Source organism: Psychrobacter sp. PL15 (genome assembly GCF_035984995.1).
Taxonomy (GTDB): domain Bacteria; phylum Pseudomonadota; class Gammaproteobacteria; order Pseudomonadales; family Moraxellaceae; genus Psychrobacter.
This window is the reverse complement of sequence record NZ_JAXCIB010000009.1, coordinates 1-21,811: the sequence shown is the minus strand read 5'-3', so window position 1 is coordinate 21,811 and position 21,811 is coordinate 1. Positions and strand designations below refer to the sequence as shown.

The window sequence follows — 21,811 nt, the reverse complement described above, 5'->3', positions numbered from 1 at the left end:
AAGTACGTAACCCACCTTACAGCTAACTGATATTATTAAAATTAATTAATATATAATCTGCTTATTTTAAAATCATCAAAACAACCACAAGAACGCTACGTATTAACTACACACCAACCTCCACAACCCTTTTCTTAGTCAATATATAGTGCGCAATCATACCGATACATATACCCCAAAATACTGAACTTAGCCCCAAAAAATGCATGCCAGATGCGGTGGCTAAAAAGGTAATCAACGCTGATTCTCTTTGGCTATCATCCTTCATGGCAACGGTAATATTGGCAGAGATGGCTCCGATTAACGCGAGACCTGCTAGCGCTGCGATGAGCTCTTTGGGTAACAAGCTAAATACGGTGACGATGCTGCCCGCAAATAAGCCGCCTAATAAGTAAAAAATACCATTAGCCACGCCTGCGATATAGCGCTTTTCTTTGAGCTCATGCGCGTCTTTTCCCGTACACAATGCGGCGGTAATAGCCCCTAGTATAACCGTTATGCCGCCAACACAAGCGACCGCTAATGAGGCAATACTGGAAACCGTAATAATAGGCTTAGCAGGAATGTCATAACCACTCAGTCTTAAAATAGCCATACCGGGTAATAGTTGTCCGGTTAAACTCACTAAGATCAGCGGAATGGCTAGGTTCAACGTTGAGTTCCATGACCATTCTGGCCAGATGAGTGTGGGTATGGTTATCGAAAAGTTAATATCGACAGGATTCATCTTGCCGAATATCACACTCAAGATAACGCCGCACAGCAATACCCAAATCATGGTGTAGCGCGGCGACCAACGCTTGGCTAATAAATAACAAGCCAGCATACTGAATACGATAAACGGCATGGTGTCAGTAGCGATAAATAACTCTAGGCCAAATTGAAATAGAATACCGGCCATCATTCCAGCCGCAATGCCAGGAGGAATCAGCTTTAGGATTTTATCAAGGTAGCCTGTGGCACCAATGATAAAAATAACCAAGGCTGAGATAATATAAGCAGCAACCGCCTCGTTGATACTCATCTGCGGAAATAGCGTGATTAACAGCGCCGTACCTGGGGCAGACCAGCCCATGACCACGGGAGTCTTATATTTGATAGATAGGTAAATACTAGGTATCGCTGCGCCGATAGAAATACCCCAAATCCAAGAGGCCATCATGGCATCTGACACTTGCGCAGCTTGCGCCGCTTGAAAGAAAATAATCAGCGGGCCAGAATAAGCGATCAGCACCGCTAAAAAACCGGCAATAGAGGCTGAGAGTGACCAATCTTCTTTAAGCGTTTGGATCAAAGTTGCCATATTGTCTTCTTGCGAATCATCAATAATCAGTGGGTCAATAGCCAGTAAACCTAGCTTAGGTAGCGCAACACAAAAACCACGCTATATGTTTAAATAATATTTTAACGCTATCGGGCTAATTTGTTAACTGCCATCATTCAATCATTTGATTGTCGATCAGCTAATTTAATCAAGTCAGTCTAACTTGTGCTGAGCTTTTTTGTTCTTATACCCATCAACTTTTTAAAATATTCTACGACGAACCGTTAATTCTTTAGGCAAAAATAAGATAGGTTTTCTCAAGCTAGCTCCTTTCGGTGGGACTGGCTATCGGACTGAATTTTGTAGCCAGCAACCTAAAATACAAGCCTTGTTATCCTTACAGACAATACGATTGATTAGATAGTAGAATAGATATTTAACTTCAAGCACCTAATCTTGAATACCTGAACTCAAATACCTGAACTTAAATACCTGAACTTAAGTACTATAGTTAAAATACCTTAAAAACGCGACGGTACTGCTGGTATACGCTTTTTGCAGCCTTTGTCTGCGTAGGCACAGCAAGCAAGAAAAACGTATGCCAGCAGTAGGTTATGTATCGATATTACTTTTCGTTGACTATAAAAGGAAAATAGCATGTGGGATGAACGCTATCGTGAAGCAGGTTTTGCTTACGGCACAGAAGCCAATGACTTTCTAAAAGAGCAATTTCAGAAAATACCAGCAGGGGGACGGGTGTTATGTTTGGCTGAAGGTGAAGGAAGAAATGCGGTGTTCTTAGCCCAACAAGGCTATCAGGTAACTGGCATTGATCTCTCCGAAGTTGGTTTAAACAAAGCGTTGAAACTAGCCCGCGATAAAGGAGTGGAAATTTCTACTCAGGTTGCAGACCTGGCTGATTATGAATTAGGCGAACAGCAATGGGATGGCATTGTTTCTATTTGGGCGCATATGCCTGAAGCCATACAGCGCCGTGTTCATGCACAGGTTGCATCAGCGTTACAGCCAGGCGGGGTATTTATTCTTGAAGCTTATACGTATCAGCAGACGACCATGGAAGGGGTTGGTGGGCCATCTGCTGACCAAAAAGATAGATTTGTGTCATTAGAAGACTTACAGAGTGAGCTTACAGAACTAGAGGAGGTTATTGGGGTTGAAAAGCAACGTATTGTCTCAGAAGGAGATCGCCATCAAGGTCTCAGTGCAGTCGTGCAATTTATCGGTCATAAAAAGTAAGCGTGGCCTAGATAGAGATGCTGTTATCTTGCAACTATCTTAACGTTTAACACGCTGTCGCTAAGCATGCTCTTATTAAATAAGTGCCCACATTATTGCTCATTGCGCAAACCAATCGAAATGTTCAATTAGCTTGATGCTGGTCACTATTTAAGATTAGTCCTTTAAGCTGGCTTGCAGACCTTGTGTGCTAAGCCAATAAAAGCTGCAGTAGCCGCGCTTTGATAAGCGCCTTTTCGTTGTAATAATACCGCAGTGCGCTTTAGTAAAGTTGGGGCTAATGCAATGGCGACCAGCTCATCGCGATTACTCACAATGTTGGACGGTAATAAAGTGCTCAATTGGGTGTGGCGTACTATTTCAATAACGGCGCTTAATGAATTGGCCTCCATCAGTACCTGTGGCTGGATATCGTGTTGGCGACAATAACGCTCAATTTGCTCACGGGTCACAAATTCATGGCTCAATAGCACCAATGATTGCGCGTTCAGGGTTGGCAAATCAATAGCTTGATGCTGTGCAAGGGGATGGTGGTTATTCATTACCAATGCCAGGGTTTCAACGAGTAAGGTTTGGGTTTCTATGTCGGCAGATTGCACCTCTGCAAAGGCAATACCCACATCAAAGGCATCATCAAGCAAGTGCTTTTCCATCTGCTCCTGCGACATCTCTTGTACGCTTAAGGTGACGTTAGGATAGCAAGCATGAAATTCTTTTATCAGTGGCCCGATCAGGTAAGTGGTAAACGTAGGAGTAATCGCGATTCGTAAAGCGCCGCGACTTAAGTTTTGTACATCGTGCAGTGCTCTTTGTCCTTCTTCTAAATCTTGTAATGCTTTGCGCGCATAGCGGGCGTACACTTCACCGGCATCGGTTAGCTTAACGCGACGCCCCGAACGATCAAATAAGGTCGCCCCTAAGGTTTCTTCTAGTTGTTTGATCTGTTGCGACAAGGCGGGCTGCGAGACATACAGAGATGCTGCTGCCTGCGTGAAGCTGTGATGCTTGGCAACCGCGAGAAAGTATTTTATATGTCTAAGTATCATAATATACCTATAAGTATTTATTATCGATATCATAATATACCAGTATTTTACCTTATTACAATAACGGCGTATTATTCATTCTATCGAAACAACAGCGACAGCCGTTATGAAAGACATTATTGAAGGTTTTTTGAAGTTCCATAGCGATGCATTTCCTGAACGTGCTGATTTGTTCAAGAATTTAGCGACTAAACAGAACCCGCGTACGCTATTCATTTCTTGCTCAGACAGCCGCTTAGTGCCTGAGCTGGTAACCCAGCGCGAACCGGGCGGCCTATTTGTTATTAGGAATGCTGGCAACATTGTTCCCTCTTATGGACCTGAGCCCGGTGGGGTGTCAGCCTCAGTAGAGTACGCCGTAACCGCACTACAAGTTACGGATGTGGTCATCTGTGGGCATTCAGACTGTGGTGCCATGTCAGCCATTGCTAATTGCACCTGCATGGATCACATGCCAGCAGTTGGCAGCTGGTTGCGTTACGCTGACTCAGCGCGGGTGGTTAATGAATCTATCACCCATTTAAGTGCTAGCGACCGTATTGAATCTATGGTGCGAGAAAATGTCATCGCTCAGATTGAAAATATTAAAACTCATCCCTCTGTTCGTCTGGCGCTAAGAGAAGGCCGTTTGGCACTGCATGGCTGGGTATACGATATCGAGACCGGTGGCATTGATGCCTTAGACGGCGCTACCAACGATTTTGTTTCCCTTGCAGAGCATACTGAAGTTCGCGCTTATCCTATACAAACTCTTCCTGTAGCGGTCTAAGCTTATTATTTAAGATCGTTAACGACCAGCAATATTGATTAGCATTATTTCAAACTCAATGATTTTCAACTTAGTAATTACTCAATTGTTTACTTAATAACTACTACCACTCACTAAAAAAGGTACTACCATGATTCAATCTCAAATTAGCAACACTGCCCGCCAAGCATTAACAGATACCATCATTGCCGCCAAAGCTGAGAAAAGTTTGTCGTTCGAACAAATAGCCGCAGGTACTGGTCTTAGCGACGTCTATGTAACTGCCGCTCTACTGGGTCAGCATCCTTTACCTACTGAGGCTGCGCAAAAAGTTGGCGAAACCTTAGGTCTTGATGATGATGCTATCGTTTTACTACAAGCTATTCCGTTACGCGGTAGTGTTGGTAGCGAAATGCCGACTGACCCTACTATCTACAGATTCTACGAGATGATGCAGGTGTACGGTACTACTCTCAAAGCTTTGGTTCATGAACAATTTGGTGACGGCATTATCAGCGCTATCAACTTTAAAATGGATATCAAAAAAGTTGCAGACCCAGAAGGTGGTGACCGCGCGGTTATTATCCTTGATGGTAAGTTCTTGCCTTTCAAACCTTTCTAACTGTGTCCCTAGACACTGGCCTCAAAAAGTCTTAAAAGCTTTTTAGAACGAGTACAGGGCTAAAATCATTACTAAAAATGCGACTAAAAAACTGTAATATGGCGAAAGTCGGCGCTCTGCGTCGGCTTTTTTCGGACATATTTAGTTATGTTTAACGACAGTCGCTATTGATTGAAACAGACACGCTATATAAACCCGCACAACTGCTCAAAAATTTCTCTAAGCCACGTGGTACTAATTTTAAAGTAGATTAAGTATACAAAGGAAGGCCTTTTATTAATGAGCACTAATCACATTTCTGCCACCGCACGCCAGTCATCATTGACCCTATTTTGGCCTATGATAGTGATTGCTGGATTGGCACTGACCCTACGCCCAACGATAACGTCTACCGGCCCTCTGCTAGAGGAAATTCGCTTGAGTACCGGTATAGGTTTGCAAGCGGCCTCATTACTAGTGGTGTTGCCCATGTTCTGTATGGGCGTGTTTCCTTTACTGTTACCATGGGTGGGCAAACGGCTGAGCGAAAGTGCTTGGATAACGGGTGGACTAATCGCTATAGCATTAGCAGGCTTGTGGCGTCTGGAATTAGGATCAGGTTGGACTCTGATTACTAGCGCGCTAATAGGCGGTACTGGTATCGCTATCGTACAGGCGATGGCGCCCGGCGTCGTAAAACGCTGGTATCCTAAGCGCGTACCGCTAGCGATGGGTATTTATTCAGCCTCACTAATGGCCGGGGGCGGAATTGCTGCTACGTTTAGCCCACTAGTGGCTGAGCATTATGGCAGCTGGCAAGCAGGTCTTGGTATATGGCTAATACTACCAGTCGTTGCCCTCTTGCTATGGTGGCTGAGACCATCGGAAGTGATGGAAACCAAGCATAACAGTGTACCGGTCAATTTTTTTAAAAATCGTCGTGCCTGGTTACTGGCCAGTTATTTTGGCTTGGCCAACGCCGGTTATGCTTGTATGATCGCTTTTTTGCCGACTTATGCTCGTGGTTTAGGTTGGAGCGCTCAGAGTAGCGGTGAATTAATCGGTATCATGACTATTTTTCAGGTGATCGGTGCGCTTGGTGCTCCTGCGCTCTCCTCTAGTCGCCTGGATCGACGCCCTTGGTTGTTTTTTGCAGTAGGTATTCAGATTATCGGCTTTGCAGGATTAATGCTAATGCCAGAGTCATTACTGATTGTTTGGGCCGCCATGATAGGTTGTGGCCTGGGCGCTTGTTTTGCATTAACGCTGACCGTGGCGCTTGATCATTTATCACTCCCTAAATTAGCTGGTGCACTGACTGCTTTTGTACAAGGCGTTGGTTTTATAATCACTGCAATCGTCCCTTACTTAGCCGGAGTTTTGCGTGAAGGGACTGGTAGTTTTCAGGCCGTTTGGCTGATGCTTTTGATCACGCTAATAGGTATGCTTGTGGTCACCACCAGATTTAACCCCAGCAGCTATGCTAAAGCCATGAATATGACTGATATTTAATCAAGACTTGTTGATTACAGCTTATTAATGAGTGTGTGTTGATTCAGGTTTATTGATTTACGCCTGTTGAATAAAGTATGAAAATTAAAGTAGTGTTAATTAGGCTATATTCATTGAGACCTATTAAATTAGGGATAAAATAATACTTAGGATTTAAAATGAAGAAATTACTTATATATGCGGCTCTTGCAACCTCTTTGTTATCGGTCACGGCTTGTGCCAGTACCGCACCAAACAATCAAATTATACCCAGTGCAACTAACCCTGGAGCTTATATGGCAACCATTCCTGTGTTAACGGGTGAGATGGCACAGAACATGATCAATGCCGCCGCCTTAGAAGCTAAAAAAGATCAACTAATGGTGTCCGTAACGGTGGTTGATCGCTCAGGACAGACGTTGGCCGTTTTGAGAGATCACCGAGCAGGCGTGCATACCATTCGTGCCAGTTATAAAAAAGCATATACCGCCAATTCACAAAAAAGAGAAACTGCGGACATTGCCAAGGGTATCAAAGATGGTAGCATTCCTGCTGACATTCGGTATTTAGATGAAAATATATTGATGTTAGATGGCGGCGTTCCCATTTATATCGATGGTGTTGTGGTTGGTGGCATCGGAGTAGGCGGTGCGCATGGTAGTGAAGATGTGCGGATTGCCAAAGCAGGCATAAAGGCTTTGGATTAAGTCTGTACTCACAAATCTGTATTTACACATCTGTATTTACAAAAAGATAGAGCCATTATCGGCTCTATTTTTTATGCTATGAATTAACATCACTTTATGAGGTTTCTAAATGCTACTTTTAAGGCAGTCCTTTTTAAGAGTTGCACTCTGCCAATAAGAAGGGCGCCGTTTGGCTTATTTCTGAACAAGCCACTTCTTCAGGTGCGCCTTGAGCAACAATAAGTCCGCCTTTATCGCCAGCACCTGGGCCGATATCGATAACCCAATCGCTATTACTGGCAACCTGCATATCGTGTTCGACCATAATGACGGTATTGCCAGCGTCAACCAACCCATTCAATTGTGACATCAACATCGATACGTCTGCAGGATGTAAGCCGGTGGTCGGTTCATCAAGCACATAAAGAGTGTTGCCACGCTGGGTGCGTTGCAGTTCAGTGGCCAGTTTGATCCGCTGGGCTTCACCGCCAGATAGTTCAGTGGCTGGCTGGCCGAGTTTTAAGTAGCCCAGTCCGACTTGCAGCAAGGCATTTAGCGCGCGCAAAATGGCAGGCTCATCTGCAAAGAACTCATAGGCGGATTCAACCGTCAGAGCGAGCACTTCGGCAATATTTTTATCACGATAGGTGATTTCAAGGGTTTTGTCATTATAACGCTGTCCATGACAGACTTGGCATGGCGAATAAACGCTAGGAAGAAATAACAGCTCGACCATGACAAAGCCGAGGCCTTCGCAATTGGGGCAGCGCCCTTTTACCGTATTGAACGAAAAGCGACCCATATCGTAGCGACGTGCTTTTGCTTCTGGGGTCAACGCAAACAACTTACGGACATGATCGAACATGCCGGTATAGGTGGCCAGGTTTGAGCGAGGACTACGACCGATTGCTTTTTGATCAACGGTTACTAGTCGCTTTACGTGACTCATTCCAGCAACAATCTGCCCGCCGGTTGGTGTTTCCAACTCTTGTTCGAGTAAATCAGCTTCGCCAGCTGGCGCTGCAATTATAGATTGTTGTCCTAGTGACTCATAAATGAGTTCGACCAGGGCTTGACTCACTAAACTTGATTTACCGGAACCGGATACCCCAGTAACGGTAGTCATCACGCCTAACGGAAACTCAACGTCTAAATTTTGTAGGTTGTTACGCTCAACTCCTGCTAGCTTGAGCCAAGCCGTCGGCGCTCTTGGGGTGTGTTTAATTTTCGCATCGGTGGTAAAAAGATAGCGGCCAGTGTGTGACCTAGCCACTTCGCGTAAACCATCTATAGGCCCACTGTAAATAACCTCGCCGCCATGAGTACCAGCATCTGGTCCAACGTCTACTATCCAATCGGCGTGTCTGATAACGCTAACATCGTGCTCAACCACAAATACTGAGTTGCCAGCGACTATTAGTTCATCCAAGGCACTTAATAACGCTTGAGTATCTGCGGGGTGTAAACCTGCGGAGGGCTCATCAAGGACGTAAACTACTCCGAACAGTTGCGAGCGAATTTGGGTGGCAAGCCGTAAGCGTTGCAACTCACCTGGAGATAAAGTAGGGGTGGTGCGCTCAAGCGACAAGTAACCCAAGCCCAGCATCGTCAGGGCCTCAACTCGAGACAGAACATCGCGGGCGATGCGCTGAGCGACGATTGCTTTTTCTCGATCTTTCATGTTATCAGTAGGTTTGTTATTGGCAGCAGCCTGAAGCTTGAGAGCAACTTCGGTCAAGGTCAACTGCGACAACTCACCAATATCTAGTCCTGCAAATTTGACTGACAGCGATGCTTGCTTTAATTTTTTGCCGTGACATTCTGGACAGACAGATATCTGCATAAATTGGGACACACGTTTTTTAGTGCGAGGGCTTTGGGTGGTGGCAAAAGAGTGCAAAACAAAGTGTTTAGCACTTGCAAAGGTACCCATATAATTGGGCTCTTCTTCTTTTACAATTGCTTCGCGTACTTGTTCACCGCTATATTCTGGATAGACAGGTACTGTCGGGGTTTCGTCAGTAAACAAGATCCAATCGCGGGTTTTTTTCGGTAACGACCGCCACGGCGTATCGATGTCATAGCCAAGAGTCACCAATATACGGCTCAGGTTTTTACCTTGCCATGCAGGTGGCCAGGCTGCAATGGCCCGTTCTCGAATGGTTCTGGTATCATCGGGAACCAGCAGCTTTTCAGTTACCTCAAACACGCGACCGATACCAGAGCAGACAGGGCAGGCGCCGTCGGGGGTGTTAGGCGAAAACGCATCTGCATAGAGCATGTCCTGACCGGCAGGGTAGTCACCAGCCCGTGAATAAAGCATGCGCAACCCGTTAGAAATTGTGGTAATACTGCCAACCGATGAGCGCACAGAGGGTGTGCCACGCTGTTGTTGTAGTGCGACTGCTGGTGGCAGCCCCGTTATTGAATCAACATCGGGCTCGTCAACTTGGTCTATCAAGCGCCGCGCATAAGGCGATACGGTATCAAGGTAACGACGTTGTGACTCTGCAAACAAGGTACCAAAAGCCAGTGATGATTTTCCTGAGCCTGATATCCCAGTAAAAACCACCAGCGCATCACGAGGTAAATCGATATCAACATTCTTTAAGTTATGAACGCGGGCACCCCTTACTTGAATGCTATTATTAGTATCACGAAGATAGGTATCGCGGGGGCTAGTATTATGGAGCGTGTCTTTAGCTTGACTCTGATTCGCTATTGGATTGCTATTGTTTACTAGGTCGTTATTGGTGGTCGCCATAAAAAGGCTACTCCTATTGAATTATATTTTTTAATTTTCGCTGTGGTTGGGTTATGCCGGTCAAAGTATTTAGCTGGTTGAATGCGCCCTCTAATAGGCCCCTTAAGGCAACTTTAGGGCATTTAGACTTGAGATTGAACTCAGTTTTTTTGAATAAGAATTACTGTACTATGAGTTCTGAATTGATGGCTGTCGGTACGTACTAACATTATCTTATTTTAATACCAGTAGCCTGCTTCGTTTAGCGTAGTTTAGTAAGCCTATTTTTATAGTTGTAACTATTGCAGCTAATGACTTTACTAAAGTTAGGAAATACAATATTTTCTTAACTTTCTCTGTGTGGTAGAATTAGCGGCATTAATACCAGCGACTATTGGTCAATCAGTCATATAAATTATCAATCATATGAGAGTTTTAATATAAAAATGAATATGCCAATCTAATTGTACCTCTGTCCGTAACTTATTGCTTATTATAGTAATACCCCTCTTCTAAAGCGTTTTGCGCCTTTTTCTGCGTGATCGCATTGCTTTATTATCTATCTTACTAATCGATTTATAAGTTAAGTTTCTAAAATCAGGGTATTCAAAATAGTATTTATAATTAAGACCTTTAAATAATATCTAGTATCTTCTCAGCATATTTAATAGGCTCAAGAGCGTAGCTGGAAGATTATAGAGGGCTAATACTGTATTTTTTTATCTTAAACTTATCGATTATTAAAATAATAAATCCGTAAATAAGACTGAGTTAAAAATGTTAAATGTTATTAAAGAGCATTGGCTATCAAATGTTAGAGGCGATATTTTAGCGGGTATGGTGGTCGCCTTAGCGCTTATTCCCGAAGCCATTGCCTTTTCAATTATTGCTGGTGTCGACCCACAGGTGGGTCTTTATGCCTCCTTTTGTATCGCAGTGGTTATCGCTTTTGTTGGCGGTCGACCAGCGATGATTTCTGCTGCCACTGGTGCCATGGCTTTATTAATGGTCACGCTAGTCAAAGACCATGGCTTACAATATTTGCTAGCAGCAACTGTGTTGACAGGGGTTTTACAGGTTATATTTGGTTTCTTAAAACTGGGTAATCTGATGAAGTACGTTTCTCAGTCAGTTATTATTGGCTTTATTAATGCCTTAGCTATCTTAATTTTTATGTCGCAACTCCCTGAGTTAATGCCGCAAGCGGGCTCCAATTTATGGCATGTCTATGCTCTGGTTGCTTTAGGGTTAATCATAATATATGGCTATCCTCACATTCCAAAAATTGGCAAGATCATTCCTTCGCCTTTGGTTTGCATCGTATTGGTCACTATATTGGCCATTGTATTTGGTGCAGAGGCACGAACCATCAGTGACATGGGCCAGTTGCCGGATACCCTGCCGATTTTCTTATTACCTGATATTCCTCTAAATATGGATACCTTGCGTATTATCTTGCCTTACTCTATTAGTTTGGCCATAGTCGGTTTGTTAGAATCTATGATGACCTTGAGTATTGTAGATGACCTAACGGACACCAAAGGCGATCGTAATAAAGAGTGCAAAGGTCAAGGAATGGCAAATGTGGTTAGTGGTTTCTTTGGTGGTATGGCAGGTTGTGCGATGATTGGTCAGTCTATAATCAACGTAAAATCAGGCGGCTTTACTCGTTTATCGACCTTAATTGCTGGGTTGTTTTTATTATTGATGGTGGTCTTTTTAAGCGACTGGTTGAAGATTATTCCAATGGCCGCGTTAGTGGCGGTTATGATTATGGTATCGGTTGGTACCTTTAACTGGGGCTCTTTTAAGGAGCTCAAGACCAAACCTCTACAGAGTAATCTGGTGATGATCACCACGGTTGCGGTGGTCGTAGCCACCCATAACTTAGCTTATGGGGTTTTGATTGGTGTTCTGTTATCGGCATTATTCTTTGCTAATAAGATTGAACGTTATATGAGTGTCGATACGCAACTGGATGAATCAAAGCAAACGCGTTACTATCGAGTGAATGGCCAAGTCTTTTTCTCATCGGCAGAGCGCTTAATAGAATCATTTGATATCAAAGAAGCGATTCCTAAAGTGGTTATTAATGTCTCTGAGGCTCATTTTTGGGATGTGACAGCAGTCGCTGCTATTGACAAAGTTATTATTAAGTTTCGCCGAGAAGGCACCGAAGTTGAGCTGATAGGCCTTAATGAGGCCAGCCAAGCGATGGTAGAAAAGTTCGGTGTTCATGATAAATCGGATAGTGCTAATAACTTAAGTGCTCATTAAACGCTCGTTAAGGGCTTGTTGATAACTTTATTCATTCAAGAATTAAGGATAAATTATGACCACAGAACAGCACATTCTAGCTTGTATCGATGGATCGGCAGTTACTGAATCCGTTTGTAACTACGCCGCATGGTACGCCAGTCGCTTAGATTTACCGGTGGCGCTATTACATGTTAGTGATATCCCTGCGTCGTCCAGGCGCGACTTGTCCGGTGCGATAGGGGTGAACAGTCGCCAGTTTTTATTAGAAGAATTAACCCAGCTCGATGAACAAAGAGCGAAGGTAGTGAACAGTTATAGTAATGCCTTAGTACAAGATGCAAAAAGTCATATCAACAGTGATTTTGATGTGGAAGTTAGCATTTATCAACGCCGCGGCAAGTTATTACCCGCTATTGAACACTTTGAAGCAAAAAATCGTGCCATTGTTATGGGGCGGCGCGGAGAAGATCATAAAAATGATCGAATCAATATTGGTAGCCAAATCGAAACGGTGGCACGCGCATCACACATACCTATCCTGATTTGTTCAGAGGAGTTTACCGCCCCTACCTCATACATGATCGCATTTGATGCCAGTGAAACGGCCATTAAAGCGATCCAAATGATTGCAAAGAGCCCACTGTTAAAAGGGTTGCAAGGTCATATTGTGATGATAGGCAATCATGATGACTATGCTAAAGAAAGCTTAGCAGCGGCATTTCAGCAATTAGATTCATCGGGCTTTACAGTAGAGGCTCATCACTTACCTGAGTCTGATGCTGTTGACACACTATTGGCATTTCAAGCAAACAATAATGTCGATATTATCGTGGTTGGGGCTTACAGTGGTTCCAAGTGGCGGCAATTGTTTCTGGGTAGTACAACGACACAAATTATTGCGAGCACACTGTCACCGGTTATTTTGGTGCATTAGGGCGCCTTAGGTTTTGATTGTTACTACTGATGATAATAATCTATCAACATCCTCATTATATATAGCCAGTTCAAAACAAAATAGGTGCATTTGTGTCAGCGTGCTACTGGTATAAATTTTTCTTGCTTGCTGTTCACAAGTGTGACGGAGGCTGCGAAAAATTCATAATAGTAGCACTGTATCTCTTTTAAATTGGATTTACCATATCTATCTCTTGCGTATTCGCTATTTTAAGTAGGCTCTCTAAGCGCTTTTTTATTTAAAACAAACACCAGAACTGCCCCTAAAATGATCGTGCTTGCTATTATAAATCGCATGGTCAACTGCTCAGATAGAAAGAGCGCACCACCAATAGCCGCAAGCACGGGTACGCAAAACTGTACGACTGCCGCTTGGGTGCTTTTTAACAGTGGCATAGCGGCGTACCAAAGGATATAGCCCATACCTGAAGTAACGGCCCCTGAAGTACTCGCTAATAATACTCCTTCGATGCTGACGTCTTGTATATGGCTTATACCGACTAACAATAATAGTGGAATGGCCACTAAGCTCCTTATAAAGTTAAAGCTTGTGGTTCTAAGTGGTGATACACACACTTGACCGCGTATGCTGTATATACCCCATGCCATACCGCTAATGGCCATAATTGCTGCCCCAAACAAAGAAGGCACCGCTGCCGAAGGCAGCATTAAGTAGACAAAACCTGCTATTGCGACCACAAAAGCTGCCCACTGCAATGCGCTTAATTGCTCTTTTTTATAGATACCCCAACCTATCATGGTCAGTTGTACGGCTGAAAATAAAATAAGTGCCCCCGTACCCGCATCCAGTTCTACATAGGCAATCGAAAAACACAGTGCGTAAAACAATAAGCTAATGCTACTTAGCCAGCTGCCTTTGTCCTTTAAAATAGCCGGGTTAAATGTGGCTTTACGTTTTAAATTATAAGTATAAATCACCATAATAATGCCTAAAGAGGCGGCACCACTGAGCAGACGAATAATAGTAAAGTTCCATGGATCGATATAACCCTCAACTAGGGCCATTCTACAAAAAATAGAGTTTGCGGCAAATGCAATTAAAGCAATAATTGTGTACAACGTGGCTTTCAAAAATAATCCTTAGCGTGCGTAGTGGGGGTATAGCGATAGCAAAAATTTGAGCTGGGAAAGAGTGAAGCACTGCGTTGCACTAAACACAAGGAAATTTTTTAAGTGAGTTTTTATAAAAGATTATAAGGTAAGGTAATAAGTGTGGTAAGTCAGTGACAGCCTTATGTGCGAGCTACTTTGATGTATTAAATAATAAGACTCAACTCTGTATTTTATTAAGCCAATCGACTACTTGCTGAACTCTTTCATTCCTATTCCCACCAATCTGGCGGAATATCTTATCATGGTGAACCAGCTCATCTGCAAAGCGAGCGCTTATTTCTTCGCGTTCATGTGGACTATCACGTAAGTCGTCAGCGACCCAGGGTATATCGGCTTTGGTCAATAAGATTAAGTCATAATTATGTGCCAATACTGCCTGTGTGATGGCATCAGGGCAGTCGCCGTAATACCAGTTGGCGTAAACCATCAGCTCGAATAAACTGGTATCACAAAACAGGTAGCCCGTAGTTTGTTCAACCTGCTGAGCCAGCTCATTTTCTAAGTCTATTTGACCTTGAGCTATGGGCAATAAATCGTCCCAGGTACAGATTTTTTGCTCGCTATCCCATTTTTCCTGCAAGTAGGTGCGCATATATTCTGGTACCCATGGGCTGTTAAAATGTACGGCCAAATCACGACATAAGCTAGTCTTACCAGTACTTTCTGCGCCGAGAACAGCTACTTTCATGACCGATTTAGGCGTATGCTGCGTTAAATTGAATGCGGTAGCGTCGCTGCCATTCATAATAGGCCCAAATTGCAATGAAGGTGAACACCACGTATTGTAGTGCGGTAAAGGTGAGTCCTTTATAAAAGTATAGCGGTACTGAAATAGCATCGGCGACAATCCATAATAACCAGTGCTCAATCTTTCGGCTGGCCATTAACCACATCGCCATTAAGAACAGCGCGGTGGTTAGCATATCGGTATAATCGACCCAAGTAAATAAGTGCACACCTAACACCGCGCCATCAAAGCTAAAATTATTGTTGATCACGGGTCGGAAATAATAAATTAGCGCAACGAATGCGACTGTTGCAGCTGCTAGTACAGCCATAATCGGTGCGTCACTTGACTGGATATGTTCAATTTGCACTTCAGCCTGAGATGATTCATTTAACTGCTGGTCAGACTGTTGGCTGCCGTGACTTACTTTGCTTTTTGACCAATTTATCCAACCGTATATACTCATGACCGTATAATAAGCATTAATAAACATATCACCGAATAACTGCCACTTCCATAGTAGATAAACAAAAATAGCGGTGCTGACCAGGCCAATTGGAAATACCAAAATATTAGTTTTTCGGGCAAGCAACACACTTGCCACACCGAATATAACGGCAATTAATTCTAAGCCGATGAAAAGGGTAGAGTAATCAGCATACTGCCCGAACAGCCAGTCAAAGAGTCCTGCCATTGAATCTTGTCTCCTAATTACTATTTCTAATGAATTTTAATAAAGTTTAACGATTTTGAGTGCTCCTGATTATATAGTAGGTGCGCGTCAATTAAGCCAACCTTTGCCAGTTATAGACTGGAAATTGATTATTTGTAACAAAGTATTAGAATAATAATAATATTCAGGCATAATAAAGGCATTGATTTTAAGTTTACAGTTATTCACCGAACCATTGTTCATTGAAAGTAGCCTGCGCTATTTTCTCCACTTTTATGCTTATTAATAAGCGACACCATAGTAGACAAGGAAGCTTATCATGACGACTTGTATCACCGGCACCGGCCTATACATACCCCCTTATAGCATCAGTAACGAAGAGCTGGTAGTGTCATTCAACCAGTATGTCGATAAATATAACGAACAGCATGCTGACGAGATAGCAAGCGATACCATACCTGCACTCCAGCACTCATCAGCTGAGTTCATTGAAAAAGTATCCGGTATTAAGTCGCGTTATGTAATGGAAAAAGACGGTATTTTAAACCCCGAAATTATGGCTCCAGTCATCGCTTACCGTAACTTAGGCGAAGAGCTGTCCATCATGGCAGAAATGGGGGCTGCGGCGCTTAAAGATGCGTTAGCAGATGCTGGATTAGAAGCCAATGATCTAGATGGTATTATTCTCGCCTGCTCGAATTTTCAGCGTACCTATCCAGCAGTGGCTATTGAAATTCAAAATGAAATTGGTATGGTTGGTGGCTTTGCTTACGATATGAACGTGGCCTGTAGTGCAGCAACCTTTGGTCTGTCACAAGCGCACGGCTCAATCGTATCTGGTTTGGCCAAACGAGTGGCTGTAGTCAACGTTGAGATTACGTCTGCGCACCTAAACTGGCGTAACCGTGACAGTCATTTCATCTTTGGTGATGTCGCAACCGCTTGTATCGTAGAAGATTTAGATACGCCTAAAGGTTATGAAATCTTAAATTGTAAATTATTTACTGAGTTTTCGACTAATATCAAAAACGAATATGGCTTTATGGATCGCTCAGAGTTTTTAGCGGCCGAAACTCAGATGTATCCTGATATTAAAGAACCAGTGACTGACAAGTTGTTCTTACAAAATGGCCGTAAAGTGTTCCGTGAAGTCTGCCCAAAAGTCTCACAAGTCATCACCGAGCACTTACAGGAAAATGATATACCAACTTCTGAGGTTAAGATGATGTGGCTACACCAGGCCAATGCTAATATGCTGGACTTAATTTTACGTACAGTCATTGGCAAAGATGCAGACAAAGCTATTGCCCCAAGCGTCATTGCCGAATTTGCTAATACCAGCTCATCTAGCCCAATGGTAGTCTTCCATCGTTATAAAGACTCGCTAACATCGGGCGATCTGGGTGTCATTTGCTCATTTGGTGCCGGTTACTCGATTGGGTCAGTATTAGTACGCAAAGCTTAAGAACAGTTATAATCAAATCAATGTAGATTGTTTGTGGGCACTAGAATCACATGTTGTGTCTGCTTATGTTAGTCAGTTGCTATTTACGTTTGGTTGCTTTGTATTATCATCACACGGTTTTGACTACAGTAAACTAAATATCTGATATGAATGACTTATTGTCCTGATAGAGAACAAAATAGCTAAGAGCAATCTTAGCTATTTTTTATTGTTCTGATTTTCGTTATTGCTGCTTATGAACAACATTTATGGAGCATATTTAGTGGCCGTCGCTAATATAAGCATTAAGATTGCGCAGTGGTTTTAATTTATCCGTAAAAATTTGCTATAATCGCGGTCTTATTTCCATCATTTAGATAAAAGTCCTGTTATGAAAGAATCCTTGCGCCTGCGTTTAGACCAGATGGTAGACCGTTACGAAGAGGTTACTGCCTTATTATCTGATCCTGATATCATCAGTGATAATAATAAATTCCGTGAACTGTCTGTTGAGCACAGCGATTTGATGGACATTACCACGTTATGGTTGAACTATAGGCACGCCGAAGTCGATCAAGCTGATGCCGAAGGGATGTTAGCGGAGTCTGTCGATCCTGAAATGAAAGAGATGATGCAGGATGAAATTGACAGCGCACGTGATACCATCGTAGAGATGGAAGAGGCGCTCAACGTCATGATGTTGCCTAAAGACCCGAACGATAAAGTTCCAGCATTTTTGGAGATTCGTGCGGGCACTGGTGGCGATGAAGCATCGATTTTCTCAGGTGATCTGTTTCGGATGTACCAAAAGTATGCACAGACTCAAGGGTGGACAATGGAAGTACTGTCAGCCAGTGAAGGTGAGCATGGCGGTTATAAAGAGATTATTACCCGTGTATCGGGTAACAGCGTCTATGGCCGCTTAAAGTTTGAATCCGGGGTACATCGTGTTCAGCGTGTGCCTGAGACTGAAAGCCAAGGCCGTGTGCATACGTCAGCCTGTACCGTTGCGGTAATGCCGGAAATTGAGATTGATGATACAGTCGATTTAAATCCAGCGGACATTCGTTTTGATACCTTTCGCTCAAGTGGTGCCGGTGGTCAGCATGTCAACACGACTAACTCAGCCGTACGCTTAACCCATATTCCAACGGGTACTGTGGCAGAGTGTCAGCAGGAGCGCAGCCAGCACAAAAACCGTGCTCAAGCAATGAAGATGCTGATTTCAAGAATACAACAAGTCAAAGTACAGGCTCAAGTTGATGCGGCAGACACCATACGTCGTGATCTGGTAGGTAGCGGCGACCGTAGTGAGCGTATTCGTACTTATAATTTTCCGCAAGGACGTATGACTGACCATCGTATCAACCTGACCTTATATAAGCTTGATGCTATCTTGGAAGGTGATATGGACGAGCTGCTTGATTCGCTGTTACGTGAGCACCAAGCAGACTTGATGGCCAGTATTGGTGGCGGTGATTAAAATAACCAATAGCGAGTAAAATAATGGCCATTAAAACAATAAGTGTAGACAATGCTGATGTATGGCTGTCGATTAAGAATAAAGTTCATTTCTTCAGCTGTTTTAGATTTATTATTTTAGTTTATTCCTTTAATTATCCAATAATTTTGAGAGTGTTATGTCAAAGAAAAATAACCAAGAACAAGTCGCCACCTTAGAAGACGCCAATGAGCTGATTGTTCAACTGCAAGCTAAGCTAGATGAAATAACGGCTTCTGGTAAACAGCCTTATCCAAATAAGTTTAAGCGTACAGATTACGCCCAAGACTTACAAGCCGCCTTTGAAGGTATATCCAAGCAAGAGATTGAAGACAACGCTGCTAAAGGCGAGAAAACACCGGTCAACGTGGCAGGTCGAGTGATGCTTAACCGTGGCTCATTTATCGTGATCCAAGATATGAGTGGTCGTGTCCAGTTGTACGTCGCACGCAAAGAGTTGGACCCCGAGGTCCTCGCTAGTATTAAGTCTATAGACTTGGGCGATATCGTTGGCGTGTCAGGCTATATCGGTCGTTCAGGAAAAGGCGATCTGTATGTGCACATCGAAGAGTTCCACCTACTTACTAAGTCATTGCGTCCAATGCCTAACAAGTTTCATGGCCTAGCGGATGTTGAAGCCCGTTATCGCAATCGTCATCTAGATTTGATGACTAACGAATCTACTCGCGATGCCTTCATCACTCGCAGCCAAGTGATTAGTGGTATTCGGCAATTTATGTTGAATGAGCGTTTTATGGAAGTTGAAACGCCAATGATGCATCCCATTCCAGGCGGCGCAGTAGCCCGTCCTTTTGAGACTCATCATAACGCTTTAGATATGCCGTTGTACTTGCGCATTGCACCTGAGTTGTACTTGAAGCGACTAGTGATTGGTGGCTTTGAAAAAGTATTTGAGATTAATCGCAGCTTCCGTAATGAGGGAGTTTCGACTCGCCATAACCCTGAATTCACTATGATTGAATTCTATCAAGCGTATGCGGATTATCACGATTTGATGGACTTGACCGAGCGTTTATTTAACCAGCTGGCGACCGACATTTTAGGCAGTACTGAGCTGACTTATCAAGAAGAAACGATTAGCTTACAAGCACCATTTGCCCGTATTTCAATGTCTGATGCTATTGCGCAATATGCTGAAGGTTTTGATATGGCGCGTATTGATGACCGCGAATATTTAGCAGATTATGTGTCTAATACACTTAAGCAGCAAGTGAAAGACGTCTTTGGGGCTGGTAAATTAAAAACCATCGTTTTTGAAGAAACGGCTGAACATCAATTACGTCAGCCAACATTCATTACTGAATACCCTGCTGAGACCTCACCGCTGGCACGCCGTAACGATGACAACCCTGACATTACTGATCGCTTTGAGTTATTCATTGGTGGTCGTGAACTGGCCAATGGCTTTAGTGAATTGAATGATCCGGCTGATCAAGCGGAGCGTTTCCGTGGTCAAGTGGCTGAAAAAGATGCTGGCGATGTCGAAGCCATGCATTTTGATGAAGACTATATCGAAGCCTTATCTTATGGCTTACCGCCAACCGCAGGGGAAGGTATCGGTATCGACCGTTTAGTAATGTTGTTTACCGATTCGGCCAGTATTCGCGATGTAATTTTATTCCCGCATATGCGCCCTAAGACTGATAAATAGATTAAAACCTGCCCATAATGAATGATTAGGTTATCAAGCGTCTTTGTTTGAAGTACTCGTTTTATTGAGTTGAACATAGTCTGTATATGGTTGTCATGTATGCGTATTATTGTGGATTGATCATAACGATTAGCAAAAATCGCTATTAACTCTATGTGAGTCACTGTTCAATAGCTAAGAAGCCAGACGAATGCGCTGGCTTTTTGCTATAATGAGCACTCTCAAATAGCACTCGTATTTACTTATAAGTATTCTAGTAATCTAAGCCACTTGGCAAAATGGATAGATATGACCCAGCAATATCAAGTCTTAGCCCGTAAATACCGACCCAAAAACTTCCATGAGTTAATAGGGCAAAGTCATGTGTCGCAAGCACTAATCAATGCTATTGATTATAATCGGCTGCATCATGCTTATTTATTTACTGGCACACGCGGTGTTGGTAAGACTACGATTGCGCGTATCTTAGCCAAATGTTTAAACTGTGATATGGGGGTGACCAGTACCCCATGTGGTGTGTGCGATAATTGTGTTTCGATTGATCAAGGGCGTTTTATTGATCTTATTGAGATTGATGCGGCCTCCCGTACCAAGGTCGAAGACACTCGCGAGTTGCTTGATAATGTGCCTTATGCACCCAGCCAAGGGCGCTATAAGGTTTATCTAATCGATGAAGTGCATATGCTGTCGACTCACAGCTTTAATGCGTTACTCAAGACTTTAGAAGAGCCACCTGAGCATGTGAAGTTTTTGCTAGCCACCACTGATCCTCAGAAGCTACCAATTACCATTATCTCGCGCTGTTTACAGTTTGTGCTTCGGCCTTTACCGCAAACCTTGCTTAGTGAGCATCTGGCCAAGGTCTTAACCCAAGAGCAGGTTGCTTATACACAACCGGCGCTATGGCAGCTGGCAAGTGCCGCTAAAGGTTCGGTACGTGATGCTCTGTCACTAACCGATCAGGCGATTGCTTTTGGCCAAGGTGCGCTCGATGATGTGACCGTCAATGCGATGTTAGGCTTGATTGATGCGGCTGATTTGGTACGGTTAATTACTGATATCTATAATCATGATAAGTCTGCTGTTGCCGCACATATTGAGCAGATGCGCGCACAAATGGTTGATGCCAGTAGCATGTTCGACGGCCTCGCTGAGCTGCTGCATCAATTGGCATTAACCCAGCTGCTGCCTGAAGTGGCCCTTAACGTGAATGAAGCGCAAGCACAAACTATCAATGCTTTAGCGCAGCACATTAGTCCTGATGTTCTACAGTTATATTATGAGATTATAATACAAGCACGCGAAGGTATTAAGCTTGCAAGCACCCCGATGCAAGCGCTTGAGATGTGTATTTTACGGCTATTGGCTTTTCGTCCATTACCAGTCGATGACATGTTGATATCAAATCCTAGTGATGTCTCAACTACTGCACTTGCTGCTGGGCATGTCGCAACCTCGGCGTCTGACTCACAAGCCTACGATGTTTCTTATGAGACTACTGAGCCAGAACCAATTGCAGAACCAATTGCAGAACCAATTGCAGAACCAATTGCAGAACCAATTGCAGAACCAATTGCAGAACCAATTGCAGAACCAATTGCAGAACCAATT

Annotated in this window: 17 protein-coding genes and 1 pseudogene; 11 read left to right on the top strand and 7 right to left on the bottom strand. The window is 43.5% G+C overall.

Going from position 1 to position 21,811, the window contains the following annotated elements:
* Positions 1-106: 106 nt before the first annotated feature.
* A complete protein-coding gene (gene benE, locus RCH20_RS09020; RefSeq protein ID WP_327193358.1) occupies positions 107-1,303 on the bottom strand; it encodes a benzoate/H(+) symporter BenE in 1,197 nt (398 codons plus the stop codon).
* A 618-nt stretch (positions 1,304-1,921) separates the two neighbouring features.
* On the opposite strand from benE, the gene RCH20_RS09015 reads away from it, so the two are divergent.
* Complete coding sequence (locus RCH20_RS09015) at positions 1,922-2,521, top strand: class I SAM-dependent methyltransferase (protein WP_327193357.1); 600 nt, start codon at positions 1,922-1,924, stop codon at positions 2,519-2,521.
* A 164-nt stretch (positions 2,522-2,685) separates the two neighbouring features.
* Here RCH20_RS09015 and cynR read toward each other — a convergent pair whose 3' ends face one another.
* A complete protein-coding gene (cynR, locus tag RCH20_RS09010) occupies positions 2,686-3,567 on the bottom strand; it encodes a transcriptional regulator CynR (RefSeq protein ID WP_327193356.1) in 882 nt (293 codons plus the stop codon).
* 106 nt (positions 3,568-3,673) lie between these two features.
* Here cynR and RCH20_RS09005 point away from each other — a divergent pair, with 106 nt between their 5' ends.
* The 4 genes from RCH20_RS09005 to RCH20_RS08990 all read left to right on the top strand — a co-directional run bounded on the left by RCH20_RS09005 (position 3,674) and on the right by RCH20_RS08990 (position 7,114).
* Positions 3,674-4,336, top strand: coding sequence for a carbonic anhydrase (locus tag RCH20_RS09005; protein ID WP_327193355.1), 663 nt, complete (start codon positions 3,674-3,676; stop codon positions 4,334-4,336).
* A gap of 130 nt (positions 4,337-4,466) precedes the next feature.
* Positions 4,467-4,937 (top strand): cyanase, encoded by a 471-nt coding sequence (gene cynS, locus RCH20_RS09000; RefSeq protein ID WP_209957296.1) that lies wholly within the window; start codon positions 4,467-4,469, stop codon positions 4,935-4,937.
* 279 nt (positions 4,938-5,216) lie between these two features.
* Positions 5,217-6,428 carry a CynX/NimT family MFS transporter gene (locus RCH20_RS08995; protein WP_327193354.1) on the top strand — a complete coding sequence of 404 codons (1,212 nt, stop codon included), beginning with the start codon at positions 5,217-5,219 and terminating at the stop codon, positions 6,426-6,428.
* 158 nt (positions 6,429-6,586) lie between these two features.
* Positions 6,587-7,114 (top strand): GlcG/HbpS family heme-binding protein, encoded by a 528-nt coding sequence (locus RCH20_RS08990; RefSeq protein WP_327193353.1) that lies wholly within the window; start codon positions 6,587-6,589, stop codon positions 7,112-7,114.
* A 133-nt stretch (positions 7,115-7,247) separates the two neighbouring features.
* Here the strand turns inward: RCH20_RS08990 and uvrA are convergent, their stop codons facing one another.
* Entirely contained in the window at positions 7,248-9,857 is a 2,610-nt protein-coding gene (gene uvrA, locus RCH20_RS08985; protein WP_327193352.1) for an excinuclease ABC subunit UvrA, read from the bottom strand.
* A 756-nt stretch (positions 9,858-10,613) separates the two neighbouring features.
* Here uvrA and RCH20_RS08980 point away from each other — a divergent pair.
* Together RCH20_RS08980 and RCH20_RS08975 are read left to right on the top strand one after the other, a co-directional pair.
* On the top strand, positions 10,614-12,113 hold the full coding sequence (locus RCH20_RS08980) for a SulP family inorganic anion transporter (RefSeq protein ID WP_327193351.1): 1,500 nt from the start codon (positions 10,614-10,616) through the stop codon (positions 12,111-12,113).
* A 55-nt stretch (positions 12,114-12,168) separates the two neighbouring features.
* Complete coding sequence (locus tag RCH20_RS08975; protein ID WP_209957306.1) at positions 12,169-13,029, top strand: universal stress protein; 861 nt, start codon at positions 12,169-12,171, stop codon at positions 13,027-13,029.
* 230 nt (positions 13,030-13,259) lie between these two features.
* Here RCH20_RS08975 and RCH20_RS08970 read toward each other — a convergent pair whose 3' ends face one another.
* The 3 genes from RCH20_RS08970 to pnuC form a co-directional block, all read right to left on the bottom strand.
* Positions 13,260-14,141, bottom strand: coding sequence for a DMT family transporter (locus RCH20_RS08970; protein WP_327193350.1), 882 nt, complete (start codon positions 14,139-14,141; stop codon positions 13,260-13,262).
* A 199-nt stretch (positions 14,142-14,340) separates the two neighbouring features.
* Positions 14,341-14,928: an ATP-binding protein gene (locus RCH20_RS08965; protein ID WP_327193349.1), complete on the bottom strand. Its 588-nt coding sequence runs from the start codon at positions 14,926-14,928 to the stop codon at positions 14,341-14,343.
* Positions 14,879-15,604: a nicotinamide riboside transporter PnuC gene (pnuC, locus tag RCH20_RS08960; RefSeq protein ID WP_327193348.1), complete on the bottom strand. Its 726-nt coding sequence runs from the start codon at positions 15,602-15,604 to the stop codon at positions 14,879-14,881. Before pnuC ends, RCH20_RS08965 begins: the two co-directional genes overlap by 50 nt.
* 298 nt (positions 15,605-15,902) lie before the next feature.
* On the opposite strand from pnuC, the gene RCH20_RS08955 reads away from it, so the two are divergent.
* The 4 genes and pseudogenes from RCH20_RS08955 to dnaX all read left to right on the top strand — a co-directional run.
* On the top strand, positions 15,903-17,048 hold the full coding sequence (locus RCH20_RS08955) for a beta-ketoacyl-ACP synthase III (RefSeq protein WP_209957314.1): 1,146 nt from the start codon (positions 15,903-15,905) through the stop codon (positions 17,046-17,048).
* A 370-nt stretch (positions 17,049-17,418) separates the two neighbouring features.
* A complete protein-coding gene (gene prfA / locus RCH20_RS08950; RefSeq protein WP_209957317.1) occupies positions 17,419-18,510 on the top strand; it encodes a peptide chain release factor 1 in 1,092 nt (363 codons plus the stop codon).
* A 157-nt stretch (positions 18,511-18,667) separates the two neighbouring features.
* The gene (gene lysS, locus RCH20_RS08945; RefSeq protein ID WP_209957319.1) at positions 18,668-20,200 is read left to right on the top strand and encodes a lysine--tRNA ligase; all 1,533 of its coding nucleotides are present in this window, start codon (positions 18,668-18,670) and stop codon (positions 20,198-20,200) included.
* Between the two features lie 288 nt (positions 20,201-20,488).
* Positions 20,489-21,646, top strand: a pseudogene (gene dnaX / locus RCH20_RS08940) (DNA polymerase III subunit gamma/tau); the annotation flags it as partial.
* 41 nt (positions 21,647-21,687) lie between these two features.
* Here dnaX and RCH20_RS12500 read toward each other — a convergent pair.
* Positions 21,688-21,762, bottom strand: a complete 75-nt coding sequence (locus RCH20_RS12500) for a hypothetical protein (protein WP_442793126.1) — start codon at positions 21,760-21,762, stop codon at positions 21,688-21,690.
* Positions 21,763-21,811 lie beyond the last annotated feature (49 nt).

What these genes read in the sequence shown, in the direction of transcription:
- benE (WP_327193358.1), bottom strand. Translation starts at nt 1,303, where the DNA reads ATGGCAACTTTGATCCAAACGCTTAAAGAAGATTGGTCACTCTCAGCC.
- RCH20_RS09015 (WP_327193357.1), top strand. Translation starts at nt 1,922, where the DNA reads ATGTGGGATGAACGCTATCGTGAAGCAGGTTTTGCTTACGGCACAGAA.
- cynR (WP_327193356.1), bottom strand. Translation starts at nt 3,567, where the DNA reads ATGATACTTAGACATATAAAATACTTTCTCGCGGTTGCCAAGCATCAC.
- RCH20_RS09005 (WP_327193355.1), top strand. Translation starts at nt 3,674, where the DNA reads ATGAAAGACATTATTGAAGGTTTTTTGAAGTTCCATAGCGATGCATTT.
- cynS (WP_209957296.1), top strand. Translation starts at nt 4,467, where the DNA reads ATGATTCAATCTCAAATTAGCAACACTGCCCGCCAAGCATTAACAGAT.
- RCH20_RS08995 (WP_327193354.1), top strand. Translation starts at nt 5,217, where the DNA reads ATGAGCACTAATCACATTTCTGCCACCGCACGCCAGTCATCATTGACC.
- RCH20_RS08990 (WP_327193353.1), top strand. Translation starts at nt 6,587, where the DNA reads ATGAAGAAATTACTTATATATGCGGCTCTTGCAACCTCTTTGTTATCG.
- uvrA (WP_327193352.1), bottom strand. Translation starts at nt 9,857, where the DNA reads ATGGCGACCACCAATAACGACCTAGTAAACAATAGCAATCCAATAGCG.
- RCH20_RS08980 (WP_327193351.1), top strand. Translation starts at nt 10,614, where the DNA reads ATGTTAAATGTTATTAAAGAGCATTGGCTATCAAATGTTAGAGGCGAT.
- RCH20_RS08975 (WP_209957306.1), top strand. Translation starts at nt 12,169, where the DNA reads ATGACCACAGAACAGCACATTCTAGCTTGTATCGATGGATCGGCAGTT.
- RCH20_RS08965 (WP_327193349.1), bottom strand. Translation starts at nt 14,928, where the DNA reads ATGAATGGCAGCGACGCTACCGCATTCAATTTAACGCAGCATACGCCT.
- pnuC (WP_327193348.1), bottom strand. Translation starts at nt 15,604, where the DNA reads ATGGCAGGACTCTTTGACTGGCTGTTCGGGCAGTATGCTGATTACTCT.
- RCH20_RS08955 (WP_209957314.1), top strand. Translation starts at nt 15,903, where the DNA reads ATGACGACTTGTATCACCGGCACCGGCCTATACATACCCCCTTATAGC.
- prfA (WP_209957317.1), top strand. Translation starts at nt 17,419, where the DNA reads ATGAAAGAATCCTTGCGCCTGCGTTTAGACCAGATGGTAGACCGTTAC.
- lysS (WP_209957319.1), top strand. Translation starts at nt 18,668, where the DNA reads ATGTCAAAGAAAAATAACCAAGAACAAGTCGCCACCTTAGAAGACGCC.